Genomic DNA, 19,353 nt, shown 5'->3' on the forward strand with positions numbered 1-19,353 from the left:
GGGACCGGGGCGTGGACCCCTTCAGCTTCCAGTGGAAGTACGTGGGCGAACAGAGTGCCGCCGCTGGAAAGTAACGGCAGATCAATATCACCATCGGAGATTTTCATGCGACCCGTTGTGCTTGTCGGCCATCGCCATGTCTGTCCGTTGCACGGACCCGGAACTGTTATCAGCGGCACGGACGGCGTGACCGTCGGGGGGAGAAAAGCGGCCTGTGTCGGTGACTCTACGAGTTGCGGTGCTGTCATCGTCACCGGGGGCGTAACCACGTTTGGCGGCCGGGCGGTCGCCCGCGAGGGTGACACCACCAGCCACGGCGGCACGCTGGTCGAGGGCGATAACGGCTGGTTGCTTGATTGAGCGGAACAGGGAAAGCACGCCATGATTCAGCTTCCAGGCAGACATGCACCGGGCGATGCATCGGCGTCCGCTGAGTCGCGGCAGCTTGTCGCTGTTCGCATGAATCTCAATAGTAGACAGGACGGGGTGGCTACCGTTTGTGTGGCGGCAGGCAAAGTTCTTCGCGCTTTCGCGTCTTACTTTGACGCGACGATCAGAGCAACGCACTTGGCTACGCCGAACAGCCGCATCGGTGTTTGGGGGTAGGGCATTTGCCGCCGGGGACGATCCAGCCACCCAACCGGGACGGCTGCAACGTGCTTCTGCAATCGGGTTGGGTTGCCCGCCAGGGACGATTGATTACTGGACCGGACAACCAGCCGTCAGGATGTTTTCTTGAACTTCGCCGGGCAGGTCATGCCCTCACGCCGTGCAGATACCGGCCACGCCGACTTTCTGGAACAGGTGCGGGCTCGCGACGGCGGACGACGGATAGGCCGGCAGCACGAGGACCGCTGCATCCAGGTCAGCCGAACTGAAGTCGCCGGCGATGTCGCGGACATGCTGTTGCCACCGCCCGACCACGGCCTGATAGGACACCTCGCCGAGAGACGTCGGCGCGTGCAAAGGGGAACGCTTGTGTGCCGGATCGGGTAGCGACCCAATCAGCCCTTCGCCGGTCAGCACGTCGGCCGACCGGCCTGCGGGTCGAGCGAATCGCCGACGACAACTGAGTCGGGTGCGTAGCTGATCTGCCGGGCGCATTTGCCGCGCACGCACGACAAACCCTTTTCGATCAATGGCTTGGTGCCGTTAATGGACGGTTGTCCACAAGCTTGCCAACATAATCTGTGGACAAGCCGCCCGCCGCGCGCATCAGGCCGGCCGCGGGAAGCGCACCGTGACGGTCAGCCCGCGTCCGCCGTGCGTAGTGCCGAGCGCGACCGTCGCGCGATGCTGTTCGGCGATCCGCTTGACGATCGACAACCCGAGCCCGCTGCCCGACGACGTGACCGCCTGCGCGCCTTCGCCGCGATAGAAGCGCTCCCACACGTCGGTGCGTTCGGCTTCCGGAATGCCGGGGCCGTCGTCGGCGACTTCGAGCACGGGCGTCTCGCCGTCGATGCGCGCCGACACGTCGACGCGCGCGCCTTCGCCCGCATAGCGGATCGCGTTGTCGACGAGGTTGTTCAGCAGCACGCGCAATGTGTCGGCGTTGCCCGATGCCGTCACGGGGGCGTCGACGATCGCGCCGAGATCGATGCGGTGCGCATCGGCGACGCGCGCGCGGTCCGACACCACCGAGCGGCACAGCGCGGCGAGATCGACCGGCGCCGATGCGGCGGCGGCCGCCTGCGCATCGGGTTCGAGGCGCGCGAGCGTCAGCAACTGTTCGGCGAGGTGGCCGAGGCGCGTCGTGCCCGCATGGATTTGCGCGAGGATATGCTCGCGTTCCTCGGCCGTCGCTGCACGCCGCAGCAGTTCCGACTGGATCGACAACCCCATGATCGGCGTGCGCAGTTCGTGCGCGGCATCGGCGATGAAGTGCCGCTGCAGCGTGAACGAGCGGTCGAGGCGTGCGAGCAGATCGTTGATTGCTTCGGCGAGCGGGCGAACCTCGTTCGGCATCGATGCGACGTCGACCGGCTCGAGGTTGTTCGCATTCCTGCGTTTCAGGCCGGCCGCGATCGCCCGCAATGGCCGCAGCCCCGCGCCGATGCCGAACCACAGGCCGAGCGCGAGCAGCGGCAGCATCGAGAACACCGGCCACAGCAGGTGGACGGCGATGCCCGCGATCGCTTCCCATCGTGCGTGGCGTGCCTGCGCGAGCCGGATCGTCGTGCCGCCTCGCTCGGTCACATAGGTGCGCCAGGGCTGCCCATCGACGTCGACGCTCGCGATGCCTTTCTGCTCGGGCGGCGGCAGCTTCGAATCGCGGTCGGTCGAATACACCAGCGTGCCGTTGCGCCACACCTGCAGCAGCACCGCATCGGGGTCGCTCGCTTCGAAGCCGTGCTTGCCCTTGGCGTGGTTGCTGAACGACAGCTCGCCGTTCGGGCCGACGACGATCTGTTTCGACATGCTGCGCATCTGGTCGTCGAGCAGGTCGTCGAGTTCGCGCAGCGCGCCCCAGTAGGTGCCGGCGCTCGCGACCAGGCCGATCACGCACGCGGCCGGCAGCAGCCACGTCAGCAGGCGCCGCCGCAGCGACGCGTTGCGCCAGCGCGCGATCGCGCGTTGCATCCGCGTCACGTGCCGTCACCGATCCGGTAGCCGACGCCGCGCACCGTGCGGATCATGTCGTGGCCGAGTTTCTTGCGCAGGTTGTGGATATGCACCTGCACCGCGTTGCTCTCGATTTCCTCGCCCCAGCTGTACAGCCGTTCCTCGAACTGCTCGCGCGAAATCACCGCGCCCGGTTCGCGCATCAGCTCGTGCAGCAGCACGAATTCCTTCGGCGACAGCGGCACTTCGTCGTCGTCGAGCCAGACGAGGTGCTTGACGGGGTCGAGCCGCAGCGGGCCGATCGCGAGCGTCGTCTGCGCGCGGCCCGCATGGCGGCGGCTGACCGCGCGGATACGGGCGAGCAACTCGTCGAGCTCGAACGGCTTGACGAGATAGTCGTCCGCGCCGCTGTCGAGGCCCGCGATGCGGTCGGGCACGCCGTCGCGCGCGGTGATGATGATCGCGGGGAGGGTTTCGTCGCGGCGGCGCAGCGCGGCGAGCACCGACAAACCGTCGCGGTTCGGCAGCCCGAGATCGAGCAGCAGCAGCCCGTAGCTGGTCGCACGCAGCGCGAGCGACGCGGCGTCGCCGTCCTTCACCCAGTCGACCGCGAAGCCTTCCTGTTTGAGGCCCTGTTCGAGCCCGCTGCCGATCAGCGGATCGTCCTCGACGAGCAGTACGCGCATGGATTGGTGTCTCTCCAACGGGGGCGCGGCAGCGCCCGGGATTCTCATGATAAGCGCACGCGTCTTAGGCGGAGCTTAAATGCGGGCGGCGTGCGGCGGGCTTTCGTACTCGTCCTATGCGGCAGCGTGTCACTTGGGCGCGACCTTCAGGTTTGCTTAATCTTACGGTCCGTAATCTGGCGCCGTCGCGTTCAACGGAGCGCGGCGCCACATCGAAGAAGAGGACCGAGATAATGAAACACCTGGCCAGAATCCTGGCGGTCGCGCTCGTCGCGTTGCCTGCTGCCGTCCATGCGCAATACACGGGGCCGTCCGCGCTGACCACGACGACCGTGAAGGAACTGCTCGCCAACGGCAAGGACGACCAGCACGTGCAGTTGCAGGGGCGCATCGTCAAGCACGTCGGCGGCGAGGATTACGAGTTCGCCGACGCCACCGGCACGATCCACGTCGAGATCGACCGCAAGCTGTGGGCGGCGGGCCAGCCCGTCAGCGACAAGAACGAAGTGAAGCTGACCGGCGAATTCGAGCGCAAATGGTCGGGCCGCGTGAAGGTCGACGCCGATCACGTCGAAGTGCTGCGCTGACCGGTGGGCGCGGGGCCGGTGATACCATGGACGACCGGTTCCCGTTCCCACCAAGATGGCCGCCAATTTCGACGAACTCGCGTCCCGGATACGGGCGCAATTTTCCGAGCTGAGCCCGCAATTCCAGGCGGGCGCCGCCTTCCTGCTCGATCATCCCGACGAAGTCGCCACGTCGTCGATGCGCAAGGTCGCGCAGCGCGCGCAGGTGCAGCCTGCGTCGCTCGTGCGGCTCGCGCAGCAATTCGGCTTTCCCGGCTGGAACGAGCTGCGCGACCTGTGCGTCGCGCGCGTGCGCACGCGTCCCGAGCCGCTCACCCAGCGTGCGCGCTCGCTCGTGCGGCCCGACGCGAAGGCGTCGCTCGCGCACGATCTGCTCGCCGCGCAGCAGCACAACCTGTCGGCGACCGCCGCCCAGAACGAGCACACGCTCGCGGATGCGGCGAAGCTGATCCGCAAGGCGTCGCACGTGCACGTGGCGGGGTTTCGGTCGTGCTATCCGGTTGCGTTCGGTTTCGTCTACGGCTATCGGCTGTTCCGGCCGACCGTGTCGCTGCTGAACGGCGTCGCCGGCTCGCTCGAAATGGAGCTGCGGACGATCGCGAAGCAGAGCGTGACCGTGATCGTCAGCTTCGCACCGTATTCGGCCGAAGCGACGCGTGTCGCGCAGGCTGCGAAGGCGCAGGGCAGCCGGATCGTCGCGATCACCGACAGCGCCGTGTCGCCGATCGCGCTGCACGCGGACGCGCAACTGATCTTCACGCACGACAGCCCGTCGTTCTTTCCGTCGCTGGTGGCCGCGCACGCGATGGCCGAGGCGCTCGTCGCGCAGTTGCTGGCGCTCGAAGGCAGCGATGCGATCGCGGCGCTCGAGCGGACCGAAGCGGAACTGCACGCGAAGGGCGCGTACGTCGTTTGACGCGCGCGGCGGTATGGATGGTTTCAGCCAACGCTCATTCACGACCCGACGTAACCGATGACGTTGACCTACGCAGTGACCGACGCGGCCGACGCGCACGTGCGCAAGCAGATCGTCGCGCCGCTGATCCGCTTCAACGAAAGCCAGGCCGGCCCGGTCGATTTCCGGCCGCTGGCCGTGATCGCGACCGACGCCGCCGGCGCGGTGGTCGGCGGCCTGTGGGGCGGCACGGCGTTCGGCTGGCTGCATGTCGACCTGCTCGTCGTGCCCGAGGCCGCGCGCGGCCAGGGCGCCGGCACGCGCATCATGGATCTGGCCGAACGAGAGGCCGTCGCGCGCGGCTGCCACAGCGCGTGGCTCGATACGTTCGACTTCCAGGCGCGGCCGTTCTACGAGAAGCGCGGCTATGTGCGCTTTGGCGAGCTGACCGATTACCCGGTCGGGCACACGCGCATCTTCCTGACGAAGAAACTCGCGGGCTGAACGGCGCGGCCCGGCCCGGTTGACGATGCGGTCAGCCGTCGCCTACGATACCGGGCAGCGATGCAGGTCGCTTCCGGGTCCGCGGAAAGGGTTCAACCCACCTGTCGCAGTCAATCCAGTCTTCCCCATCCTTCGTGCTGGCGGTGTTGCGGACCTTCGGCCATCCATGCACAAGGATCCGCATGAAAAAGCTGCCTCCCGACGCTCATCCCGATCATCTGAAAAAGCAGGCCAAGGCATTGTTGCGCCTGTACCGGCAGGGCGACGCCGATGCCGTCGCGCGCTTCGTCGCATCCCTGCCCGCCGCCGCGCATCGCACGCACGACGAAACGCTCGCGCTCGGGCTGCGCCTGCACGACGCGCAGTCCTGCATCGCACGCGAGTACGGCTTTGCTTCGTGGGCCGATCTCGGCGTGTTCGTCGAAACGCACGCACTCACGCGGCAACCGCGATCGCTGCTGATCCGGCGCTGGCTCGATCTCGCGTACGGCGCCGACGTGACCGGCGGTTTCGACGCGGCCCGGCCGCGCGTCGCCGCGCAATTGCTGCTCGATCGTCCCGATCTCGTGTCGGCGGACCCGACCATCGCATGCGCGGCGGGCGATCTCGACGCGGTGAAGGCGGCGCTGGCCGCCGATCCCGGCTGGATCGCGCGCGCCGGCGGTGCGCTGAAGTTGCCGCCGCTCGTCGCCGTCACGCATTCGCGGCTCGCGCAGCTTCCCGAATTCGCGGCCGGGTTGCGTGCGTGCGCGCGTCATCTGCTCGAGGCGGGCGCCGATCCGAACCAGCGGATCGGGAACCGGTATCCGCCGGCCTCGCTTGCCGAGCCCGACGAGTCGGAACCGTTGTCGGCGCTGTATGGCGCCGCCGGCGTCAATCGCGATCCGGCGCTTACCGCGATGCTGCTGGAAGCCGGCGCCGATCCGAACGACGGCGAATCGCTGTATCACTCGGTGGAGAACCCGGCGTGCACGCGTCTGCTGCTCGAGCACGGCGCACGAGTGGGCGGCACGAATGCGTTGCGGCGCGCCCTCGACGTGCCGGACGCGACCGCGCTCGAGCTGCTGCTTGCGCATGGCGGCGACCCGAACGAGCCGGCCGGCGATGGGCCGACGAGGATGTGGGGCGCGCCGTTGTTGCGCGCGATCGCCGTGCGTTGCCCGGCACGCCACGTCGCCGCGCTGCTGGCGGCCGGCGCCGATCTCGGCGCGCGGACCGCGGCGGGCGTCAGCGCATACCGGCTCGCGATGCAGGGCGGGTTGTCCGACGTCGCGGCGCTGTTGCGCGCGGCCGGCGCGGAGGAGGCGCTCGATGCGCAAGACGCGTTCATGGCGGCCTGCGCGCGCGCCGATGCCGACGACGCGCGGCGCATTCAGGCGGAACACCCCGAACTGCCCGGTGCGCTGTCCGACGATCGGCTGCGGTTGCTACCGGACGCCGCTGCATGGGGTTCGCGCGACGCGGTGAAGGTGATGGTCGAGCTGGACTGGCCGATCGCCGCGCGCGGCGGCGACTGGGACGCGAGCGCGCTGAATCACGCGGTGTTCCGCGGCGATGCCGAACTGCTGGCGTTCCTGCTTGCACACGGCGCGAGCTGGCGCGACCTGCACGGGTTCGGCAGCGATGCGCTCGGTACGTTGTCGTGGGCATCCGTCAACGAGCCGGAGGGCGTCGGCGATCCCGACTGGGACGCGTGCGCGCGCGTGCTGCTCGCGCACGGCGTGCCGCCAGCGGTGCGCGATCCGTCGAATCCGGACGGCGTGCTGATCGACGGCCGCGCGATGCGGTTCTCCGACGCCGTCACCGACGTGTTGCTCGGCATCGACGACGGGCGGCCCGCATCGACGTGACGCGACGCGGGCCGTTGAACGTGGCGACCCGCATCCGGCCGGCCCGGGTGTTTCCGTTGCGCGACGACATTTCGGCAAACGCTGAAACGTCGCGTGCACGACCGGCGTAAGCTCACCGTCAACACCTTCCCGGAGTTCGTAATGACCCGTTCCGACCAGCAAGCCCGCCACGCCGAAGCTTTCCGTGCACTGCATACGCGCCCCGGCGCGTTCATCATCCCGAACCCGTGGGACGCCGGCACCGCGCGCCTGCTCGCGATGGCCGGCTTCGAAGCGCTCGCCACGACGAGCGCCGGGTACGCGTTTTCGAAAGGGCAGCCCGACAACGCGATCGACCGCGACGCGATGCTCGATCACATCGCCGAGCTCGTCGCCGCGGGCGGCTTGCCCGTCAGCGCCGATCTCGAGAACGGCTTCGGCGACGCGCCCGACACGGTGGCCGAAACGATCCGGCTGGCGGCCGAGGCGGGCGCGGTCGGCGGCTCGATCGAGGATGCGACCGGCCGCGCCGATACACCGATCTATGCGCGCGACGCGTCGGTCGAACGCATCGCGGCGGCCGTCGACGCGGCGCGCGCGCTGCCGTTTCCGTTCACGCTGACCGCGCGCTGCGAGAACTACCTGCACGGCCGCCGCGACCTCGACGACACGATCGCGCGGCTCGTCGCGTATCGCGACGCCGGCGCCGACGTGCTGTATGCGCCCGGCATCACCGACGCCGACGAGATCGCGGCCGTGACCCGGGCGGTCGGCGCGCCCGTCAATGTCGTCATGGGGCTGCAGGGCGGGTTGCTGAGCCTCGACGAACTGGCGGCGCTCGGCGTGAAGCGCGTCAGCGTCGGCGGCGCGCTGGCGCGGGCCGCGCTCGGCGCGTTCCTGCACGCGGCGACGGAAATGCGGCGCGACGGCACGTTCACCTTTACGCGGGCAGCCGTGCCGGGGCGCGATATCAACCGCTGGTTCGCGGCGCCGGATAATTCGCCGATTTTGTTCGGCGAATGAGCCCCAATAAAATCCGGAATCGTTTCCACTTAAGCATTGATTGACAATAATCAATTGGTTTCGCGTCCGCATTAATCGCCGACGCTGACGCGAAAATCGTCGCTTATTCTCCGCATTCCGCCCGATCGGCTGCCGCCGGCGCGCAAACCGCGCCGAATCTGAGGCTTGGCGGGCTGTCATACGCGACGATGTCGTGCATTGTTGCAGGTTCTCGTTCAGAACGTTTCAGTGCGCGGCAGTTGCCGGATGATTTTTTGATTGATAATCTGCGTCACGTTCGAATGACCGGCGAGTGGGCTGCCGGGAATATCAATATATTCAATATATTAAAAGCTGAGAGAGCGATGACGATCCGAGAAAATCATCGAGTGAGGTTTCGCGTGGGCGATGTCGTGACGCTGAAAACGGGCGGGCCGCGCATGACCGTCACGTATGCCGGGCCGGTCGTGTTCGACGACGGCGATTGGCTGATCTGCCAGTGGTTCGACGAAAACGGCGAGTTCCGGCAGGAAATGTTTCATCACGACACGGTGGCGCCCGAGCCGCGTGCGATTTCGGCCGGGCGGGTCCGACTGCGCATGCAGTCGCACCGCTACCGGTCGGCGGCCTGACGCCGGCCGGCCGCCGCGATGCCGCGCCGCGCGGCGCGCGGCGTCCGTGCAACGACACTTCACGCTATTCCGAAACATGCGGCGGCGCGCTGCGCCGATACTGAACGCATGAACCCGACCGATCCCATTGCCGCGGTCACGCACCGCGATCCCTATCCCTATTACGCCGCGCTCGTCGACGGGCCGCCGCTTGCGTTCGACGCCACGCTCGGCCTGTGGGTCGCGAGCCGCGCGGCGACCGTGACGGCCGTGCTCGGCCATCCGGCCTGTCGCGTACGCCCGCTCGACGCGCCGGTGCCGCCCGCGTTGCGCGGTACGACGGCCGGTGCGCTGTTCGGCGAGCTGGTGCGCATGAACGATGGCCCGTCGCGACACGACATGCCGAAGCAGGCGTTGCGCGCGGCGTTCGCGCCGATCGACACGGATGCGCTGCGCGCTCGCGCCGACGCGCTTGCCGCGCGGCGGTTGCCGACGCCCGGCGATGCCGATGCGCTGAATGCGTGGTGCATGACGGTGCCGGTGTGCGCGGTTGCCGATCTGCTCGGCTTCGACGAAGCGCAACTCGACGACATTGCCGAGCGGGTCGTCGAGTTCGTCGCCGCGCTGTCGCCGCTGTCGGATACCGCGGCGCTGGCGCGCGCGAGCGACGCGGCGCGGCAACTGCTCGACCGGATGACGGAACGGGTTGCGCAGTCGCATGCGCGCGACGGCACGCTGGTCGCCGCGGTGCAGCAGGCGGCCCGCGCGTCCGGCTGGCACGCGAGCGGCGCGCTGGTCGCGAATCTCGTCGGGTTGCTGTCGCAGACGTGCGAGGCGACGGCCGCCTGGCTCGGCAATGCACTCGTGGCATGGGACGGCGAAGCCGGCGTGGCGCCGGACGCGGCCGCGCTCGACGCATTCGTTGCCGAAGTCGCGCGTTTCGATGCGCCGGTGCAGAACACGCGCCGGTTCGTCGCGGCGCGCACGTCGATCGAAGGCGTGAGCGTCGAAGCCGGCGACGCGATCCTCGTCGTGCTCGCGGCGGCGAACCGCGATCCGGCCGTGCATCGCGAGCCGCATCGGCTGACGCCCGGCCGCGCGGCAGGGCCGAATTTCGGCTTCGGCACGGGGCCGCATGGGTGTCCGGGCGAGCGGATCGCACGGGCGGTGACGGCGGGGGCGTTCGCGGCGCGGTTGCGCGCGGGCGGCTGGCCGCCGCGCGACGTACTGAAGTGGGATTACCGCGCGTCGACCAACGTCAGGATGCCGAAGTTCGACGCGACGCGGTGAAGCGGAAAGAGGGACTTAACGGCAGCCTTGTTTTTCCGCCCATTGCTCCTGGGCGGCGACGCGGCGCTGCACGCGTTCGACGAGGCCGGTCGAGAAGGTGCGCATGCTGACGCCGCGGCGCTTCGCGAGGATCGTCTGCGCGACGTCGGTGCGCGGATTCGGCTGGCACGCCCAGTACAGCGTCATCAGCCAGCCGATGCCCGTCCACGCGAACAGCGCGTTGAACATCGCGATCGTGAGCTTGTCGTGCCGGCCGCGCCGGTCGGCAATGACGGCCGGCAGGAAATAGAGCGCGATCGCCGCGACTGAACCGGCCAGTTGAATCAGGACTTCATCATGCATGGTGCTGCTCCGTCCGAACTGCAATGAGGCTGATTGTCGCGCTTTTTCCGTTCGTGTGCAGGCAATTGATTGTTGCGCTTTTGGTGACGATCAGCCGGCTTCGGCGTCCGCCGGCTGCACGTCGTTGCTCAGCGCGAAACCTTCGTCGAGCCAGCCCGTCACGCCGCCGATCATCAGCTTGACCGGCCGGCCGAGGCGCGCGAGCCGGATCGCCGCGCGCGCGGCGCCGTTGCAGTGCGGCCCCGCGCAGTAGACGACGAACAGCGTGCCGGCCGGATAACCGGCGAGCTTGCTTTCGATGATCTTGCGGTGCGGCAGGTTGCGCGCGCCGGGCACGTGGCCGGCGGCGAACGGGTCGGCGCCGCGCACGTCGAGCAGCACGAAATCGGGCGTGCCGGACGCGAGTGCGTCGTGCACGTCCCAGCAATCGGTCTCGAAGCGCAGCGATGCCTCGAAATGCGCGAGCGCGGCGGGGCTGTCGGCAGCGGGGACGTCGGTGACATAGGACATGGTCGGGCTCTCCTGGTTGAGCGGGTACGGAACCGAGCGGGCACGGAACGCGCCGCAATGAAGGGCAGTATCGCGGTTCGGCTCGTTTCGCGGCAGTGGCGCGATCGACAAGTTCCGGTAACATCGCGCCATGCACAATCATCTCGTCGTCGCGCTCGCCTACGATCGTCTCTGCACGTTCGAATTCGGCTGCGTGGTCGAACTGTTCGCGCTCGAGCGCCCCGAACTCGGCGTCGACTGGTATCGCTTCGCGGTATGCGCGAGCGAGCCGGGGCCCGTGCGCGCGGCGGGCGGCATCACCGTTGCGGCGCCGTACCGGCTCGCGACGCTCGATCGCGCGGACACCATCGTGATTCCCGGCTGGCGCGATCCGGACGAACTGCCGCCCGAGCCGTTGCTGAAGAAACTGCGGGCCGCGCATCGGCGCGGCGCGCGGCTCTGCTCGATCTGTTCGGGCGTGTTCGTGCTGGCGGCGGCCGGCGTGCTCGATGGCCTTACCGTGACGACGCACTGGCGATATGCGGAGCGCCTGCAGGCGCGTTATCCGGCGCTGCGCGTGAATCCCGATGCGCTGTACGTCGACGAAGGGCAGATCGTCACGTCGGCCGGCTCGGCGGCGGGGCTCGACATGCTGCTGCACCTGGTGCGCCGCGATCACGGCGGCGCGATCGCGAACCGCGTCGCGCAGCGTCTCGTGCTGCCGCCGCATCGCGACGGCGGGCAGGCGCAGTTCGTGCCGCGTCCGGTCGCACCGGGCGGCACCGACCGGCTCGCGAAGCTGATCGACTGGATGCGCGCGCATGCGGCCGAGCCGCACACGCTCGCGTCGCTCGCCGCGCAGGCCGCGATGAGTACGCGTACGCTGCAGCGTCAGTTCGCGGATGCGACCGGGATGTCGCCGCTCGCATGGCTGATCCGCGAACGCGTGAACGTCGCGAAGGACATGCTCGAAGCGCAGCCCGCGTTGCCGCTCGCGCAAGTCGCGGCGCGCGCCGGGTTCGGTTCCGAGGAATCGCTGCGCCGGCATTTCCGGCGCGTCGCGGCGACGAGCCCGGCCGCGTACCGGCGCGGGATGGATCGCGGCGGCACGTAGCCGGCGCCGGGCGGCATCGCTCGGGCGCGACGAAGAAAAGAACCACTGGTGTGGCGACGGCCACTCATTCCGAACAAGGATGCCGATGACGATGCTGCCTTCCCGTTTGCCGTTGATCCAGGCCCCGATGGTCGGCTCGCTGAGCCCGCTCGCGATTGCCGTGTGCGAAGCCGGCGGCCTCGGTTCGCTCGCGTGCGCGGCGCTCGGCCCGCAGCAGTTGCGCGACGAGATCGCGGCGATCCGTGCGCGCACGGCCGCGCCGTTCAACGTGAATTTCTTCTGCCATGCGTCGCCCGCGCCCGATGCCGAGGTCGACGCGCGCTGGCGCGCGGCGCTCGCCGGCTACTACGCGGAAGCCGGGCTCGACCCGGCCGACGTGAAAGGCGGCCCCGGCCGCGCGCCGTTCGACGATGCGATGTGCGCGGTCGTCGAGGAACTGCGGCCGGCCGTCGTGAGCTTCCATTTCGGACTGCCGGACGACGCGCTGCTCGACCGCGTGCGCCGCACGGGCGCGCAGGTGGTGTCGTCCGCGACGACCGTCGAGGAGGCGCGCTGGCTCGATGCGCGCGGCGTCGACGCGATCGTCGCGCAGGGCGCGGAGGCCGGCGGCCATCGCGGGATGTTCCTGACCAACGACATCCACGCGCAACCGGGCCTGTTCGCGTTGCTGCCGCAGATCGTCGATGCAGTACGCGCGCCGGTGATCGCAGCCGGTGCGATCGCCGACGGGCGCGGCATCGCGGCCGCGTTCGCGCTCGGCGCCCGCGCGGTGCAGATCGGCACCGGCTACCTGCTGACGCCGCAGGCCGGCCGCTCGGCGCAACATCGCGCGGCCGTGCGCGCCGCCCGCGACGACGGCACACGCATCACGAACCTGTACACGGGCCGCCCCGCACGCGGGCTGCTGACGCGCTTCATGCGCGAACAGGGGCCGATGAGTGCGCTCGCGCCGGCGTTTCCGCTCGCGACGGCCGCGGTCGATCCGCTGCGCGGCGCGTTCGAGCGACAGGGCCGCGACGATTTCTCGCTGCTGTGGTCGGGCGAGGCCGCGGCGCTCGCGCGCGAAGAGGATGCCGGTGAATTGACGCAGCGCCTGTGGCGCGACGCACTCGCGTGCGCGGCCGGGCTGCGCGACGCGTTTCCGACGGCTGGCTGAACGGCCAGGACGGGCGCCGGCGGGGGAGCATCGGCGTATGATCTGGATTTTCGTCAGCCCGATCCAGGCACCCCCACCATGACTTCCGTCGACACTACCCCCGTCCTCGACCATGACAAGCTCGTTACCTTCATCGAGCGCAAGTGGAACGATGAAATCCTCCACGCACTGACCGACTACATCGCGATTCCCGCGAAGAGTCCCGCATTCGACCCCGACTGGGCGAAGCGCGGCTATCTCGAACGCGTCGTCACCGACGCCGCGCAGTGGGCCGAACGCCAGCCGGTGAAGGGCCTGAAGCTCGAAATCGTGCGTCTGCCGGGCCGCACGCCGGTGATCTTCTTCGAGTCGCCGGCCACGCGTTCGGGCAGCACCGACACGATCCTGCTGTACGGCCACCTCGACAAGCAGCCCGAATTCGACGGCTGGCGCGCGGATCTCGGCCCGTGGACGCCGAAATTCGAGAACGGCAAGCTGTACGGCCGCGGCGGCGCGGACGACGGCTATGCGATCTACGCGAGTCTCGCGGCGCTCGGCGCGCTCGACGAGCAGGGCATCGAGCGGCCGCGCTGCGTCGGCCTGATCGAGACCTGCGAAGAGTCGGGCAGCTACGACCTGCTGCCGTACGTCGACGCATTGCGCGACCGGCTCGGCCAGGTATCGCTCGTCGTGTGCCTCGATTCGGGCGCCGGCAACTACGACCAGATGTGGCTCACCACGTCGCTGCGCGGCCTCGTGTCCGGCGACCTGCAGGTCGAGGTGCTGGAAGAAGGCATCCACTCGGGCGTGTACGGCGGCATCGCGCCGTCGAGCTTCCGCGTGATGCGCCAGTTGTTCGAACGCCTCGAAGACGCGAAGAACGGCAACCTGCTGCCGGGTGCGTTCCATTGCGAGATTCCGTCGAGCCGCGTGCGCGAAGCCGAAGCGGCCGCCGCGATTCTCGGCGACACGGTGTGGAAGGGGCTGCCCTGGGCGTGCGGCCAGGACGGCAAGCCCGTGCTGCCGACCACGACCGATCCGCGCGAGGCGCTGCTGAATTCGACGTGGCGTCCGTCGCTGTCGGTGACGGGCGCGGCCGGCATGCCGGCGCTCGCCGATGCGGGCAACGTGCTGCGTCCGCGCACCGCGTTCAAGCTGTCGCTGCGGCTGCCGCCGCTCGTCGACGCCGCGCAGGCCGTGCAGCAGTTGAAGGAACTGCTCGAACTCGATCCGCCGTACAACGCGAAGGTCACGTTCAAGCCGGACGCGGGCGCGGCGACCGGCTGGAGCGCGCCGGATCTCGCGCCGTGGCTCGCGTCGTCGCTCGACGCCGCGTCGCGCCGGCACTTCGGCGCCGACTGCGCGTACATGGGCCTCGGCGGCACGATCCCGCTGATGAACGTGCTGCAGGAAGGCTTCCCCGCCGCGCAATTCATGGTGTGCGGCGTGCTCGGGCCGAAGTCGAACGCGCACGGCCCGAACGAGTTCCTGCACGTGCCGTACGCGAAGAAGCTCACGGCGGCGGTGGCCGACGTGATCGCGACCGCGCGCTGAGCGTCGCAGCGTTCGACGAACCGATTGCCCGACCCGAACCGACTGGATGGAGTGTTGCCGATGACCGCACTGCCGACGCCCGATACCGAACCGCTGCGCATGCGCGCCGAACCGCTGCATGCATTCGTCGCGGCACTCTGGGAACGGGCCGGCAGCAATCCGCGCGAGGCGACGCTCGTCGCCGATCACCTGGTCGGCGCGAATCTCGCGGGCCACGATTCGCACGGGATCGGGATGATCCCGAATTACGTCGCGTCGTGGCGGGAAGGGCAGTTGCAACTGAACGCGCACGCGTCGATCGTCCGCGACGGCGGCGCGGTGCTGACGATCGACGGCGGGCGCGGCTTCGGCCAGGTGATCGCGTTCGAGGCGATGGTCGAAGGGATCGAGCGCGCACGGCGCATGGGCATCTGCGCGATCGGGCTGCGCGACGTCCATCACCTCGGCCGTATCGGGCACTGGGCCGAGCAGTGCGCGCGCTCGGGGCTCGTGTCGTTCCATTTCGTCAACGTGCCGGGCGACCTGCTGGTCGCACCGCTGCACGGCACCGATCCGCGTTTCGGCACGAACCCGTTCTGCGCCGCGTATCCGCGTGCGGGCAAGCCGCCGCTGCTGCTCGATTTCGCGACGAGCGCGATCGCGTACGGCAAGACGCGGGTCGCGTACAACCAGCGCAAGCGCGTGCCGGCTGGGTCGCTGATCGACCATCGCGGCGAGCCGACCGACGATCCGGCCGTGATGCACGAGCAGCCGTTCGGCGCGCTGCTGCCGTTCGGGCTGCACAAGGGATATGCGCTTGCGGCGATGTGCGAGATTTTCGGTGGCGCGCTCGTGGGCGGGCATACGACGTACGGCGATACGCTGCAGAAGACGAGCGCGATCGTCAACGGGATGCTGTCGGTGCTGATCGATCCGAAAGCGTTCGACGCGGCCGATGCCGAACGCGAAGCCGATGCGTTCGTCGCGTGGGCGAAGGCGTCGCCGCAGGCCGGCGATACGCCGGTGCAGATGCCGGGCGAACCTGAAGAGGCGAGCCGCGCCGCACGCGGCACGACCGGCATTCCGGTCGACCGCGCGACGTGGCGGCAGATTCGCGAGAGCGCGGCGGCCGTCGGTGTCGACGCGGCCGAGCTCGATGCATGGACGCAGCGCTGCGAGGTGCCCGCATGAGCTGGCAGTCGGAGAAGGCGCACGGCGAGGAAATCGCGTATCAGCTTGCGCCGCTCGGCACGGTCGCCGTTGTACGGTTCTTCAGCGGTGCGGCGTTGCGGCTCGACGGCGTGATGTTCGGCTTCATGTCGCGCGGGTCGCTGTTCCTGCGGGTGGACGACGTGAACCGCCCGGCGTTCGTCGCGGCGGGGATGGGGCCGTTCTCGTATGCGAGGCCCACGCGCACCGTCTCGCTCGAGGGCTATTACGAGACGCCGGCCGACGTGCTCGAGGATGCGGGCGCGCTGTTCGACTGGTGCCGCGGCGCGTATCGCGCGGCGCTGCTGGCCGGGACCCCGAAGCGCAAGGCGAAGGCGGCGTCGGAGACTGTGTCCAGAGCGGGGGCGAAGGCTGCACCGAAAGCGGCGTCGAAGGTCGCGTCGAAACGTGCAGCGAAACCGGTGGCGAAGCCTGCGACGAAATCGGTAACGAAACCCGCGCCGGCACGGAAAACGAAGCCCGCGGCGAAAGCAGCAGCGAAACCGGCGTCGGCGCAGACAGCAAAACCGGCATCGAAATCGTCGCCCGCGCCGGCACCGAAACCCGCGGCGAAGCGCAAGCAGGCGTAGTCCCGATCACGAGAAGCGACCGCCTCGCGATTTTCGCTTTCCTTACTTTCAGGCGCGCCCGTCGCGGCCGACCAGCACGCTGCGCGGCCTATGTGCCCGCACGATCCGGCGCACGCATGCATCGAGCTTGACGCACCGCACGTCCTGCATGCTTCACAACGGCGGCCCCGGCGTTTATGATCGGCGCGGGTTGTGCCCATGCGTCGCGCGACCCGCGCCGGCCTCGCCGCCGGCCTCGCGAACGGCGCACCCGACGCCGCGCGGAACGCTTCCCCACTCATCATTCCAGACGGAGACAGCCGATGCTCGTCCTGATTCTCGGTTTAGCGATCTTCCTCGGTGTGCATTCGATCCGGATCGTCGCCGACGGCTGGCGGTCCGCGACGATCGAGCGGATCGGCGAGAAGGGCTGGAAGGGCGGTTACGCGATCGCGTCGATCGTCGGCTTCGCGCTGATCGTCTGGGGGTACGGGCTCGCGCGCGCGGGCGCGACGCTGCTGTGGGTGTCGCCGGTCGGCGTGCGTCACCTGACGGGCATGCTGACCGCGGTCGCGTTCGTGCTGATCGCCGCGTCGTACGTGCCGCGCAACCGGATCAAGACGCTCGTCGGGCATCCGATGCTGGCCGGCGTGATGGTCTGGGCGGTCGCGCACCTCCTCGTGAACGGCACCGTGCACGCGGTCGTGCTGTTCGGCGCGTTCTTCGTGTGGTCGATCGTCGATTTTGTCGTGTCGCGTGCGCGGGATCGCCGCGACGGTGTCCGCTATCCGGCCGGCGCACTGGCCGGCGACGTCGCGGCCGTGGCAGCCGGCCTCGTCGCGTGGGCTGTGTTCGCGCGATTCCTGCACGGCCCGCTGATCGGCGTGCGGCCGTTCGGCTGAACGTGCACGCCGGGCCGGACCGGCTGCCGCGGCAACGGCGTGCGTGCGTCAGATCGGCTTGACGAACAACCCGACGGTCAGCAGCGCGCCGATGCAGACGATCGCGATGCGCAGCACGCGTTCGTTCACGCGATGCAGCGCCCATGCGCCGAGCAGGCCGCCGACGATGGCGCCGGCGCCGAGCGCGATCGCCTCACGCCAGTGCAGGTGTGGCGACGTGACGAACAGCACGACGGCCGATGCGTTCATCACGCCCGCGAGCGCATTCTTCGTCGACATCGCGTGACGCGGCGGCAGGCCGGCCATCGTCAGCGCGGCCATCATCAGGAACCCGATGCCGCCGCCGAAGTAGCCGCCGTAGATCGCGATCAGGAACTGCGCGACCCCGGCCGCGACGGGGCCGAGATATTGCGCGCCGGCGCCCGGTTTGCGAAAGAAACTGCCCCACGCGAACACGACCGTCGCGAACAGCACGAGCCACGGCACCAGGTGCGAGAAGATCGACGACGGCGTTTTCAGCAGCAGCAGGCCGCCGAGCGCGCCGCCGGCCACGCTGATCGCGAACAGTGCGCGAAACGGCAGCTTGCCCACGCCGCTCACCATGTTCCGGCTCGCCCAGCCCGTCGTGACCTGGCCGGGGAACAGCGCGACCGTCGACGTGATGTTGGCTGCGAGCGGCGACATGCCCGACACGATCAGCGCGGGCAGCGTGACGAACGAACCGCCGCCCGCGAGGGCGTTCTGCAGGCCGGCCCAGAGGCCGGCGACGATGATGAGAGCGAGCATCGGTGCGCAACGGAAGAGGTGGCGGGGGGCCCGCTGCCGGAGAAGCGCGGGCGGGGTGCCCGCACGATGGTAATGCAGGATGGCGGCCGCCGGAAGCCGGCGCGGGGCGCGCGCGATGTCACGCGTCCGGTGGGGCGTCTTTCGCTCGCGCGGCGCTGCCGTGGTCGTCGTCGACATTTGGGTAGACGATCGTGCCGTCGGGCCGGACGACTGCGCCGGCCGTGAGCCGCGCGGGTTCCACGCGGTTGCGCCCCATGATGTGCAGTACCGTTTCGCCGCGCGCGATCAGGTAGTCGGACACGATGCGTCGATGACAGCGCCACCACACGGCTTCCGAACACATGATCGCGCAGCGCTGCTCGTGCCCCTGGGCGATCAGTCGGTCGAGGCCCGCGTGAAATTCGGGCGACAGCGCGTAATCCGCGTAGCGGTGAAAGCTGCGGTTCGTCCAGAAGTCGTTGACGTCGTCGGGTATGCCGCGCGACTTGCCGCGCAGGCCGCCGAGTTCGGCGATGTGTTCGTACGCGATGTCGGCGGCGGCGAGCGTATCGGGCAGCGTCGCTTCGTTGAACTGCGGGTTGGTGCGCGAACGCGTCATCTTGCGGATATCGGCGAGCAGCGTGATCTCGACCGCATCGAGCAGGCCGACGAATTCGTCGAGCGTGCGGTTCGAATGGCCGATCGTGTAGAACGGGAGCGTCATGTGCGGTCCTTGCCGGCGATCCGTTCGAGCACGCGGCCGCGATGCGCGGCGACATGGTCGGTCCGGTCGCTCTTGACCTCGTACTGCGGATCGTCGGGCGACGCGTGATGGCGATGGCCCTTGTAGTCGAAGTCGGCGGTGTGGATCGCGATGATCGTGCCGGTCACGTAGCCGGCCTCGGAATTCCAGCGGACGTGGTCGCCCAGCTTGAATGGGGTGGTCATGCAGCGGGTCCTCCTGGCGCGGTTGCCGTGTGCGTCGATCCTCGCGGTGTGTGTCGTCATGCCGGGACGAACGGCGGGTCCATTATCGGCCACGACCGTTCGCGGAGAAAGACATAGACGGCCGCGCGGCGCTGCGTTGCCTGCACGACGAGACCGACGAACCAATGTCGCGCGATTTTCTCTCTGGCCGAAATTTTTACAAGGATAAAGACTCGGGCAGCGCGGATCGGACCAAACGTCACCGGACAAGTGAAATATCGATCGAATCGCAAAAGGGGCAGGCCACACAATCCGACGGGTTTATCTCATATCGCGGGAAGACCTGCGCGAATCGGCCGATCGAATGGGTTTCATAAACGTATGCGAGCCAGCGCGGAA

21 protein-coding genes and 1 pseudogene are annotated in these 19,353 nt (G+C 68.9%); 14 read left to right on the forward strand and 8 right to left on the reverse strand.

Going from position 1 to position 19,353, the window contains the following annotated elements; genetic code table 11:
- Positions 1-105 precede the first annotated feature (105 nt).
- The gene (locus tag J8I35_RS24945) at positions 106-360 is read left to right on the forward strand and encodes a PAAR domain-containing protein (RefSeq protein ID WP_080334425.1); all 255 of its coding nucleotides are present in this window, start codon (positions 106-108) and stop codon (positions 358-360) included.
- A 402-nt stretch (positions 361-762) separates the two neighbouring features.
- Here the strand turns inward: J8I35_RS24945 and J8I35_RS24950 are convergent.
- The 3 genes and pseudogenes from J8I35_RS24950 to J8I35_RS24965 form a co-directional block, all read right to left on the reverse strand.
- Positions 763-843: pseudogene (locus J8I35_RS24950) on the reverse strand (antibiotic biosynthesis monooxygenase); the annotation flags it as partial.
- Between the two features lie 372 nt (positions 844-1,215).
- Complete coding sequence (locus J8I35_RS24960) at positions 1,216-2,592, reverse strand: ATP-binding protein (RefSeq protein WP_209927468.1); 1,377 nt, start codon at positions 2,590-2,592, stop codon at positions 1,216-1,218.
- On the reverse strand, positions 2,589-3,251 hold the full coding sequence (locus J8I35_RS24965; RefSeq protein WP_050018128.1) for a response regulator: 663 nt from the start codon (positions 3,249-3,251) through the stop codon (positions 2,589-2,591). Before J8I35_RS24965 ends, J8I35_RS24960 begins: the two co-directional genes overlap by 4 nt.
- 233 nt (positions 3,252-3,484) lie before the next feature.
- On the opposite strand from J8I35_RS24965, the gene J8I35_RS24970 reads away from it, so the two are divergent.
- The 7 genes from J8I35_RS24970 (at position 3,485) to J8I35_RS25000 (ending at position 9,969) form a co-directional block, all read left to right on the forward strand.
- Positions 3,485-3,838 (forward strand): NirD/YgiW/YdeI family stress tolerance protein, encoded by a 354-nt coding sequence (locus J8I35_RS24970; RefSeq protein ID WP_050018129.1) that lies wholly within the window; start codon positions 3,485-3,487, stop codon positions 3,836-3,838.
- 55 nt (positions 3,839-3,893) lie between these two features.
- Positions 3,894-4,754 carry a MurR/RpiR family transcriptional regulator gene (locus tag J8I35_RS24975; protein ID WP_050018130.1) on the forward strand — a complete coding sequence of 287 codons (861 nt, stop codon included), beginning with the start codon at positions 3,894-3,896 and terminating at the stop codon, positions 4,752-4,754.
- 57 nt (positions 4,755-4,811) lie between these two features.
- Positions 4,812-5,237, forward strand: coding sequence for a GNAT family N-acetyltransferase (locus J8I35_RS24980; protein WP_209927470.1), 426 nt, complete (start codon positions 4,812-4,814; stop codon positions 5,235-5,237).
- A 182-nt stretch (positions 5,238-5,419) separates the two neighbouring features.
- Entirely contained in the window at positions 5,420-7,087 is a 1,668-nt protein-coding gene (locus J8I35_RS24985; RefSeq protein WP_209927471.1) for an ankyrin repeat domain-containing protein, read from the forward strand.
- Between the two features lie 141 nt (positions 7,088-7,228).
- Positions 7,229-8,089: an isocitrate lyase/phosphoenolpyruvate mutase family protein gene (locus J8I35_RS24990; protein ID WP_050018133.1), complete on the forward strand. Its 861-nt coding sequence runs from the start codon at positions 7,229-7,231 to the stop codon at positions 8,087-8,089.
- 344 nt (positions 8,090-8,433) lie between these two features.
- Entirely contained in the window at positions 8,434-8,700 is a 267-nt protein-coding gene (locus J8I35_RS24995) for a YodC family protein (protein ID WP_050018134.1), read from the forward strand.
- A gap of 108 nt (positions 8,701-8,808) precedes the next feature.
- Positions 8,809-9,969, forward strand: a complete 1,161-nt coding sequence (locus tag J8I35_RS25000) for a cytochrome P450 (RefSeq protein ID WP_209927473.1) — start codon at positions 8,809-8,811, stop codon at positions 9,967-9,969.
- A gap of 15 nt (positions 9,970-9,984) precedes the next feature.
- Here the strand turns inward: J8I35_RS25000 and J8I35_RS25005 are convergent, their stop codons facing one another.
- Together J8I35_RS25005 and J8I35_RS25010 are read right to left on the reverse strand one after the other, a co-directional pair.
- The gene (locus tag J8I35_RS25005; protein ID WP_050018136.1) at positions 9,985-10,311 is read right to left on the reverse strand and encodes a superinfection immunity protein; all 327 of its coding nucleotides are present in this window, start codon (positions 10,309-10,311) and stop codon (positions 9,985-9,987) included.
- 90 nt (positions 10,312-10,401) lie between these two features.
- Positions 10,402-10,821, reverse strand: a complete 420-nt coding sequence (locus tag J8I35_RS25010) for a rhodanese-like domain-containing protein (protein WP_124630662.1) — start codon at positions 10,819-10,821, stop codon at positions 10,402-10,404.
- A 130-nt stretch (positions 10,822-10,951) separates the two neighbouring features.
- On the opposite strand from J8I35_RS25010, the gene ftrA reads away from it, so the two are divergent.
- The 6 genes from ftrA to J8I35_RS25040 all read left to right on the forward strand — a co-directional run bounded on the left by ftrA (position 10,952) and on the right by J8I35_RS25040 (position 17,262).
- Complete coding sequence (gene ftrA, locus J8I35_RS25015; protein ID WP_006480801.1) at positions 10,952-11,914, forward strand: transcriptional regulator FtrA; 963 nt, start codon at positions 10,952-10,954, stop codon at positions 11,912-11,914.
- Positions 11,915-11,999: 85 nt separating this feature from the next.
- A complete protein-coding gene (locus J8I35_RS25020) occupies positions 12,000-13,070 on the forward strand; it encodes a nitronate monooxygenase (RefSeq protein ID WP_209927475.1) in 1,071 nt (356 codons plus the stop codon).
- A 78-nt stretch (positions 13,071-13,148) separates the two neighbouring features.
- Positions 13,149-14,603: a M20 family metallopeptidase gene (locus J8I35_RS25025; protein WP_006480804.1), complete on the forward strand. Its 1,455-nt coding sequence runs from the start codon at positions 13,149-13,151 to the stop codon at positions 14,601-14,603.
- A 60-nt stretch (positions 14,604-14,663) separates the two neighbouring features.
- Positions 14,664-15,773, forward strand: coding sequence for a malate/lactate/ureidoglycolate dehydrogenase (locus tag J8I35_RS25030; protein WP_124630665.1), 1,110 nt, complete (start codon positions 14,664-14,666; stop codon positions 15,771-15,773).
- A complete protein-coding gene (locus J8I35_RS25035; protein ID WP_209927477.1) occupies positions 15,770-16,381 on the forward strand; it encodes a TfoX/Sxy family protein in 612 nt (203 codons plus the stop codon). Before J8I35_RS25030 ends, J8I35_RS25035 begins: the two co-directional genes overlap by 4 nt.
- Before the next feature lie 302 nt (positions 16,382-16,683).
- A complete protein-coding gene (locus tag J8I35_RS25040) occupies positions 16,684-17,262 on the forward strand; it encodes an NnrU family protein (RefSeq protein WP_050018142.1) in 579 nt (192 codons plus the stop codon).
- Positions 17,263-17,310: 48 nt separating this feature from the next.
- Here J8I35_RS25040 and J8I35_RS25045 read toward each other — a convergent pair whose 3' ends face one another.
- From J8I35_RS25045 to J8I35_RS25055, 3 genes are all read right to left on the reverse strand, one after another.
- Entirely contained in the window at positions 17,311-18,048 is a 738-nt protein-coding gene (locus J8I35_RS25045) for a sulfite exporter TauE/SafE family protein (protein ID WP_209927479.1), read from the reverse strand.
- A 118-nt stretch (positions 18,049-18,166) separates the two neighbouring features.
- Entirely contained in the window at positions 18,167-18,751 is a 585-nt protein-coding gene (locus J8I35_RS25050; RefSeq protein WP_050018144.1) for a DUF488 domain-containing protein, read from the reverse strand.
- On the reverse strand, positions 18,748-18,975 hold the full coding sequence (locus J8I35_RS25055) for a DUF2945 domain-containing protein (protein ID WP_209927480.1): 228 nt from the start codon (positions 18,973-18,975) through the stop codon (positions 18,748-18,750). Before J8I35_RS25055 ends, J8I35_RS25050 begins: the two co-directional genes overlap by 4 nt.
- Positions 18,976-19,353: the final 378 nt, after the last annotated feature.

The organism is Burkholderia sp. CpTa8-5, from assembly GCF_017815045.1.
In the GTDB taxonomy this organism is placed as follows: Bacteria; Pseudomonadota; Gammaproteobacteria; order Burkholderiales; family Burkholderiaceae; genus Burkholderia; species Burkholderia sola.

What these genes read in the sequence shown, in the direction of transcription:
- J8I35_RS24945 (WP_080334425.1), top strand. Translation starts at nt 106, where the DNA reads ATGCGACCCGTTGTGCTTGTCGGCCATCGCCATGTCTGTCCGTTGCAC.
- J8I35_RS24990 (WP_050018133.1), top strand. Translation starts at nt 7,229, where the DNA reads ATGACCCGTTCCGACCAGCAAGCCCGCCACGCCGAAGCTTTCCGTGCA.
- J8I35_RS25030 (WP_124630665.1), top strand. Translation starts at nt 14,664, where the DNA reads ATGACCGCACTGCCGACGCCCGATACCGAACCGCTGCGCATGCGCGCC.
- J8I35_RS24975 (WP_050018130.1), top strand. Translation starts at nt 3,894, where the DNA reads ATGGCCGCCAATTTCGACGAACTCGCGTCCCGGATACGGGCGCAATTT.
- J8I35_RS24980 (WP_209927470.1), top strand. Translation starts at nt 4,812, where the DNA reads ATGACGTTGACCTACGCAGTGACCGACGCGGCCGACGCGCACGTGCGC.
- J8I35_RS25040 (WP_050018142.1), top strand. Translation starts at nt 16,684, where the DNA reads ATGCTCGTCCTGATTCTCGGTTTAGCGATCTTCCTCGGTGTGCATTCG.
- ftrA (WP_006480801.1), top strand. Translation starts at nt 10,952, where the DNA reads ATGCACAATCATCTCGTCGTCGCGCTCGCCTACGATCGTCTCTGCACG.
- J8I35_RS25050 (WP_050018144.1), bottom strand. Translation starts at nt 18,751, where the DNA reads ATGACGCTCCCGTTCTACACGATCGGCCATTCGAACCGCACGCTCGAC.
- J8I35_RS25045 (WP_209927479.1), bottom strand. Translation starts at nt 18,048, where the DNA reads ATGCTCGCTCTCATCATCGTCGCCGGCCTCTGGGCCGGCCTGCAGAAC.
- J8I35_RS24970 (WP_050018129.1), top strand. Translation starts at nt 3,485, where the DNA reads ATGAAACACCTGGCCAGAATCCTGGCGGTCGCGCTCGTCGCGTTGCCT.
- J8I35_RS25020 (WP_209927475.1), top strand. Translation starts at nt 12,000, where the DNA reads ATGACGATGCTGCCTTCCCGTTTGCCGTTGATCCAGGCCCCGATGGTC.
- J8I35_RS25010 (WP_124630662.1), bottom strand. Translation starts at nt 10,821, where the DNA reads ATGTCCTATGTCACCGACGTCCCCGCTGCCGACAGCCCCGCCGCGCTC.
- J8I35_RS25025 (WP_006480804.1), top strand. Translation starts at nt 13,149, where the DNA reads ATGACTTCCGTCGACACTACCCCCGTCCTCGACCATGACAAGCTCGTT.
- J8I35_RS25005 (WP_050018136.1), bottom strand. Translation starts at nt 10,311, where the DNA reads ATGCATGATGAAGTCCTGATTCAACTGGCCGGTTCAGTCGCGGCGATC.
- J8I35_RS25055 (WP_209927480.1), bottom strand. Translation starts at nt 18,975, where the DNA reads ATGACCACCCCATTCAAGCTGGGCGACCACGTCCGCTGGAATTCCGAG.
- J8I35_RS24985 (WP_209927471.1), top strand. Translation starts at nt 5,420, where the DNA reads ATGAAAAAGCTGCCTCCCGACGCTCATCCCGATCATCTGAAAAAGCAG.
- J8I35_RS24995 (WP_050018134.1), top strand. Translation starts at nt 8,434, where the DNA reads ATGACGATCCGAGAAAATCATCGAGTGAGGTTTCGCGTGGGCGATGTC.
- J8I35_RS25000 (WP_209927473.1), top strand. Translation starts at nt 8,809, where the DNA reads ATGAACCCGACCGATCCCATTGCCGCGGTCACGCACCGCGATCCCTAT.
- J8I35_RS24965 (WP_050018128.1), bottom strand. Translation starts at nt 3,251, where the DNA reads ATGCGCGTACTGCTCGTCGAGGACGATCCGCTGATCGGCAGCGGGCTC.
- J8I35_RS25035 (WP_209927477.1), top strand. Translation starts at nt 15,770, where the DNA reads ATGAGCTGGCAGTCGGAGAAGGCGCACGGCGAGGAAATCGCGTATCAG.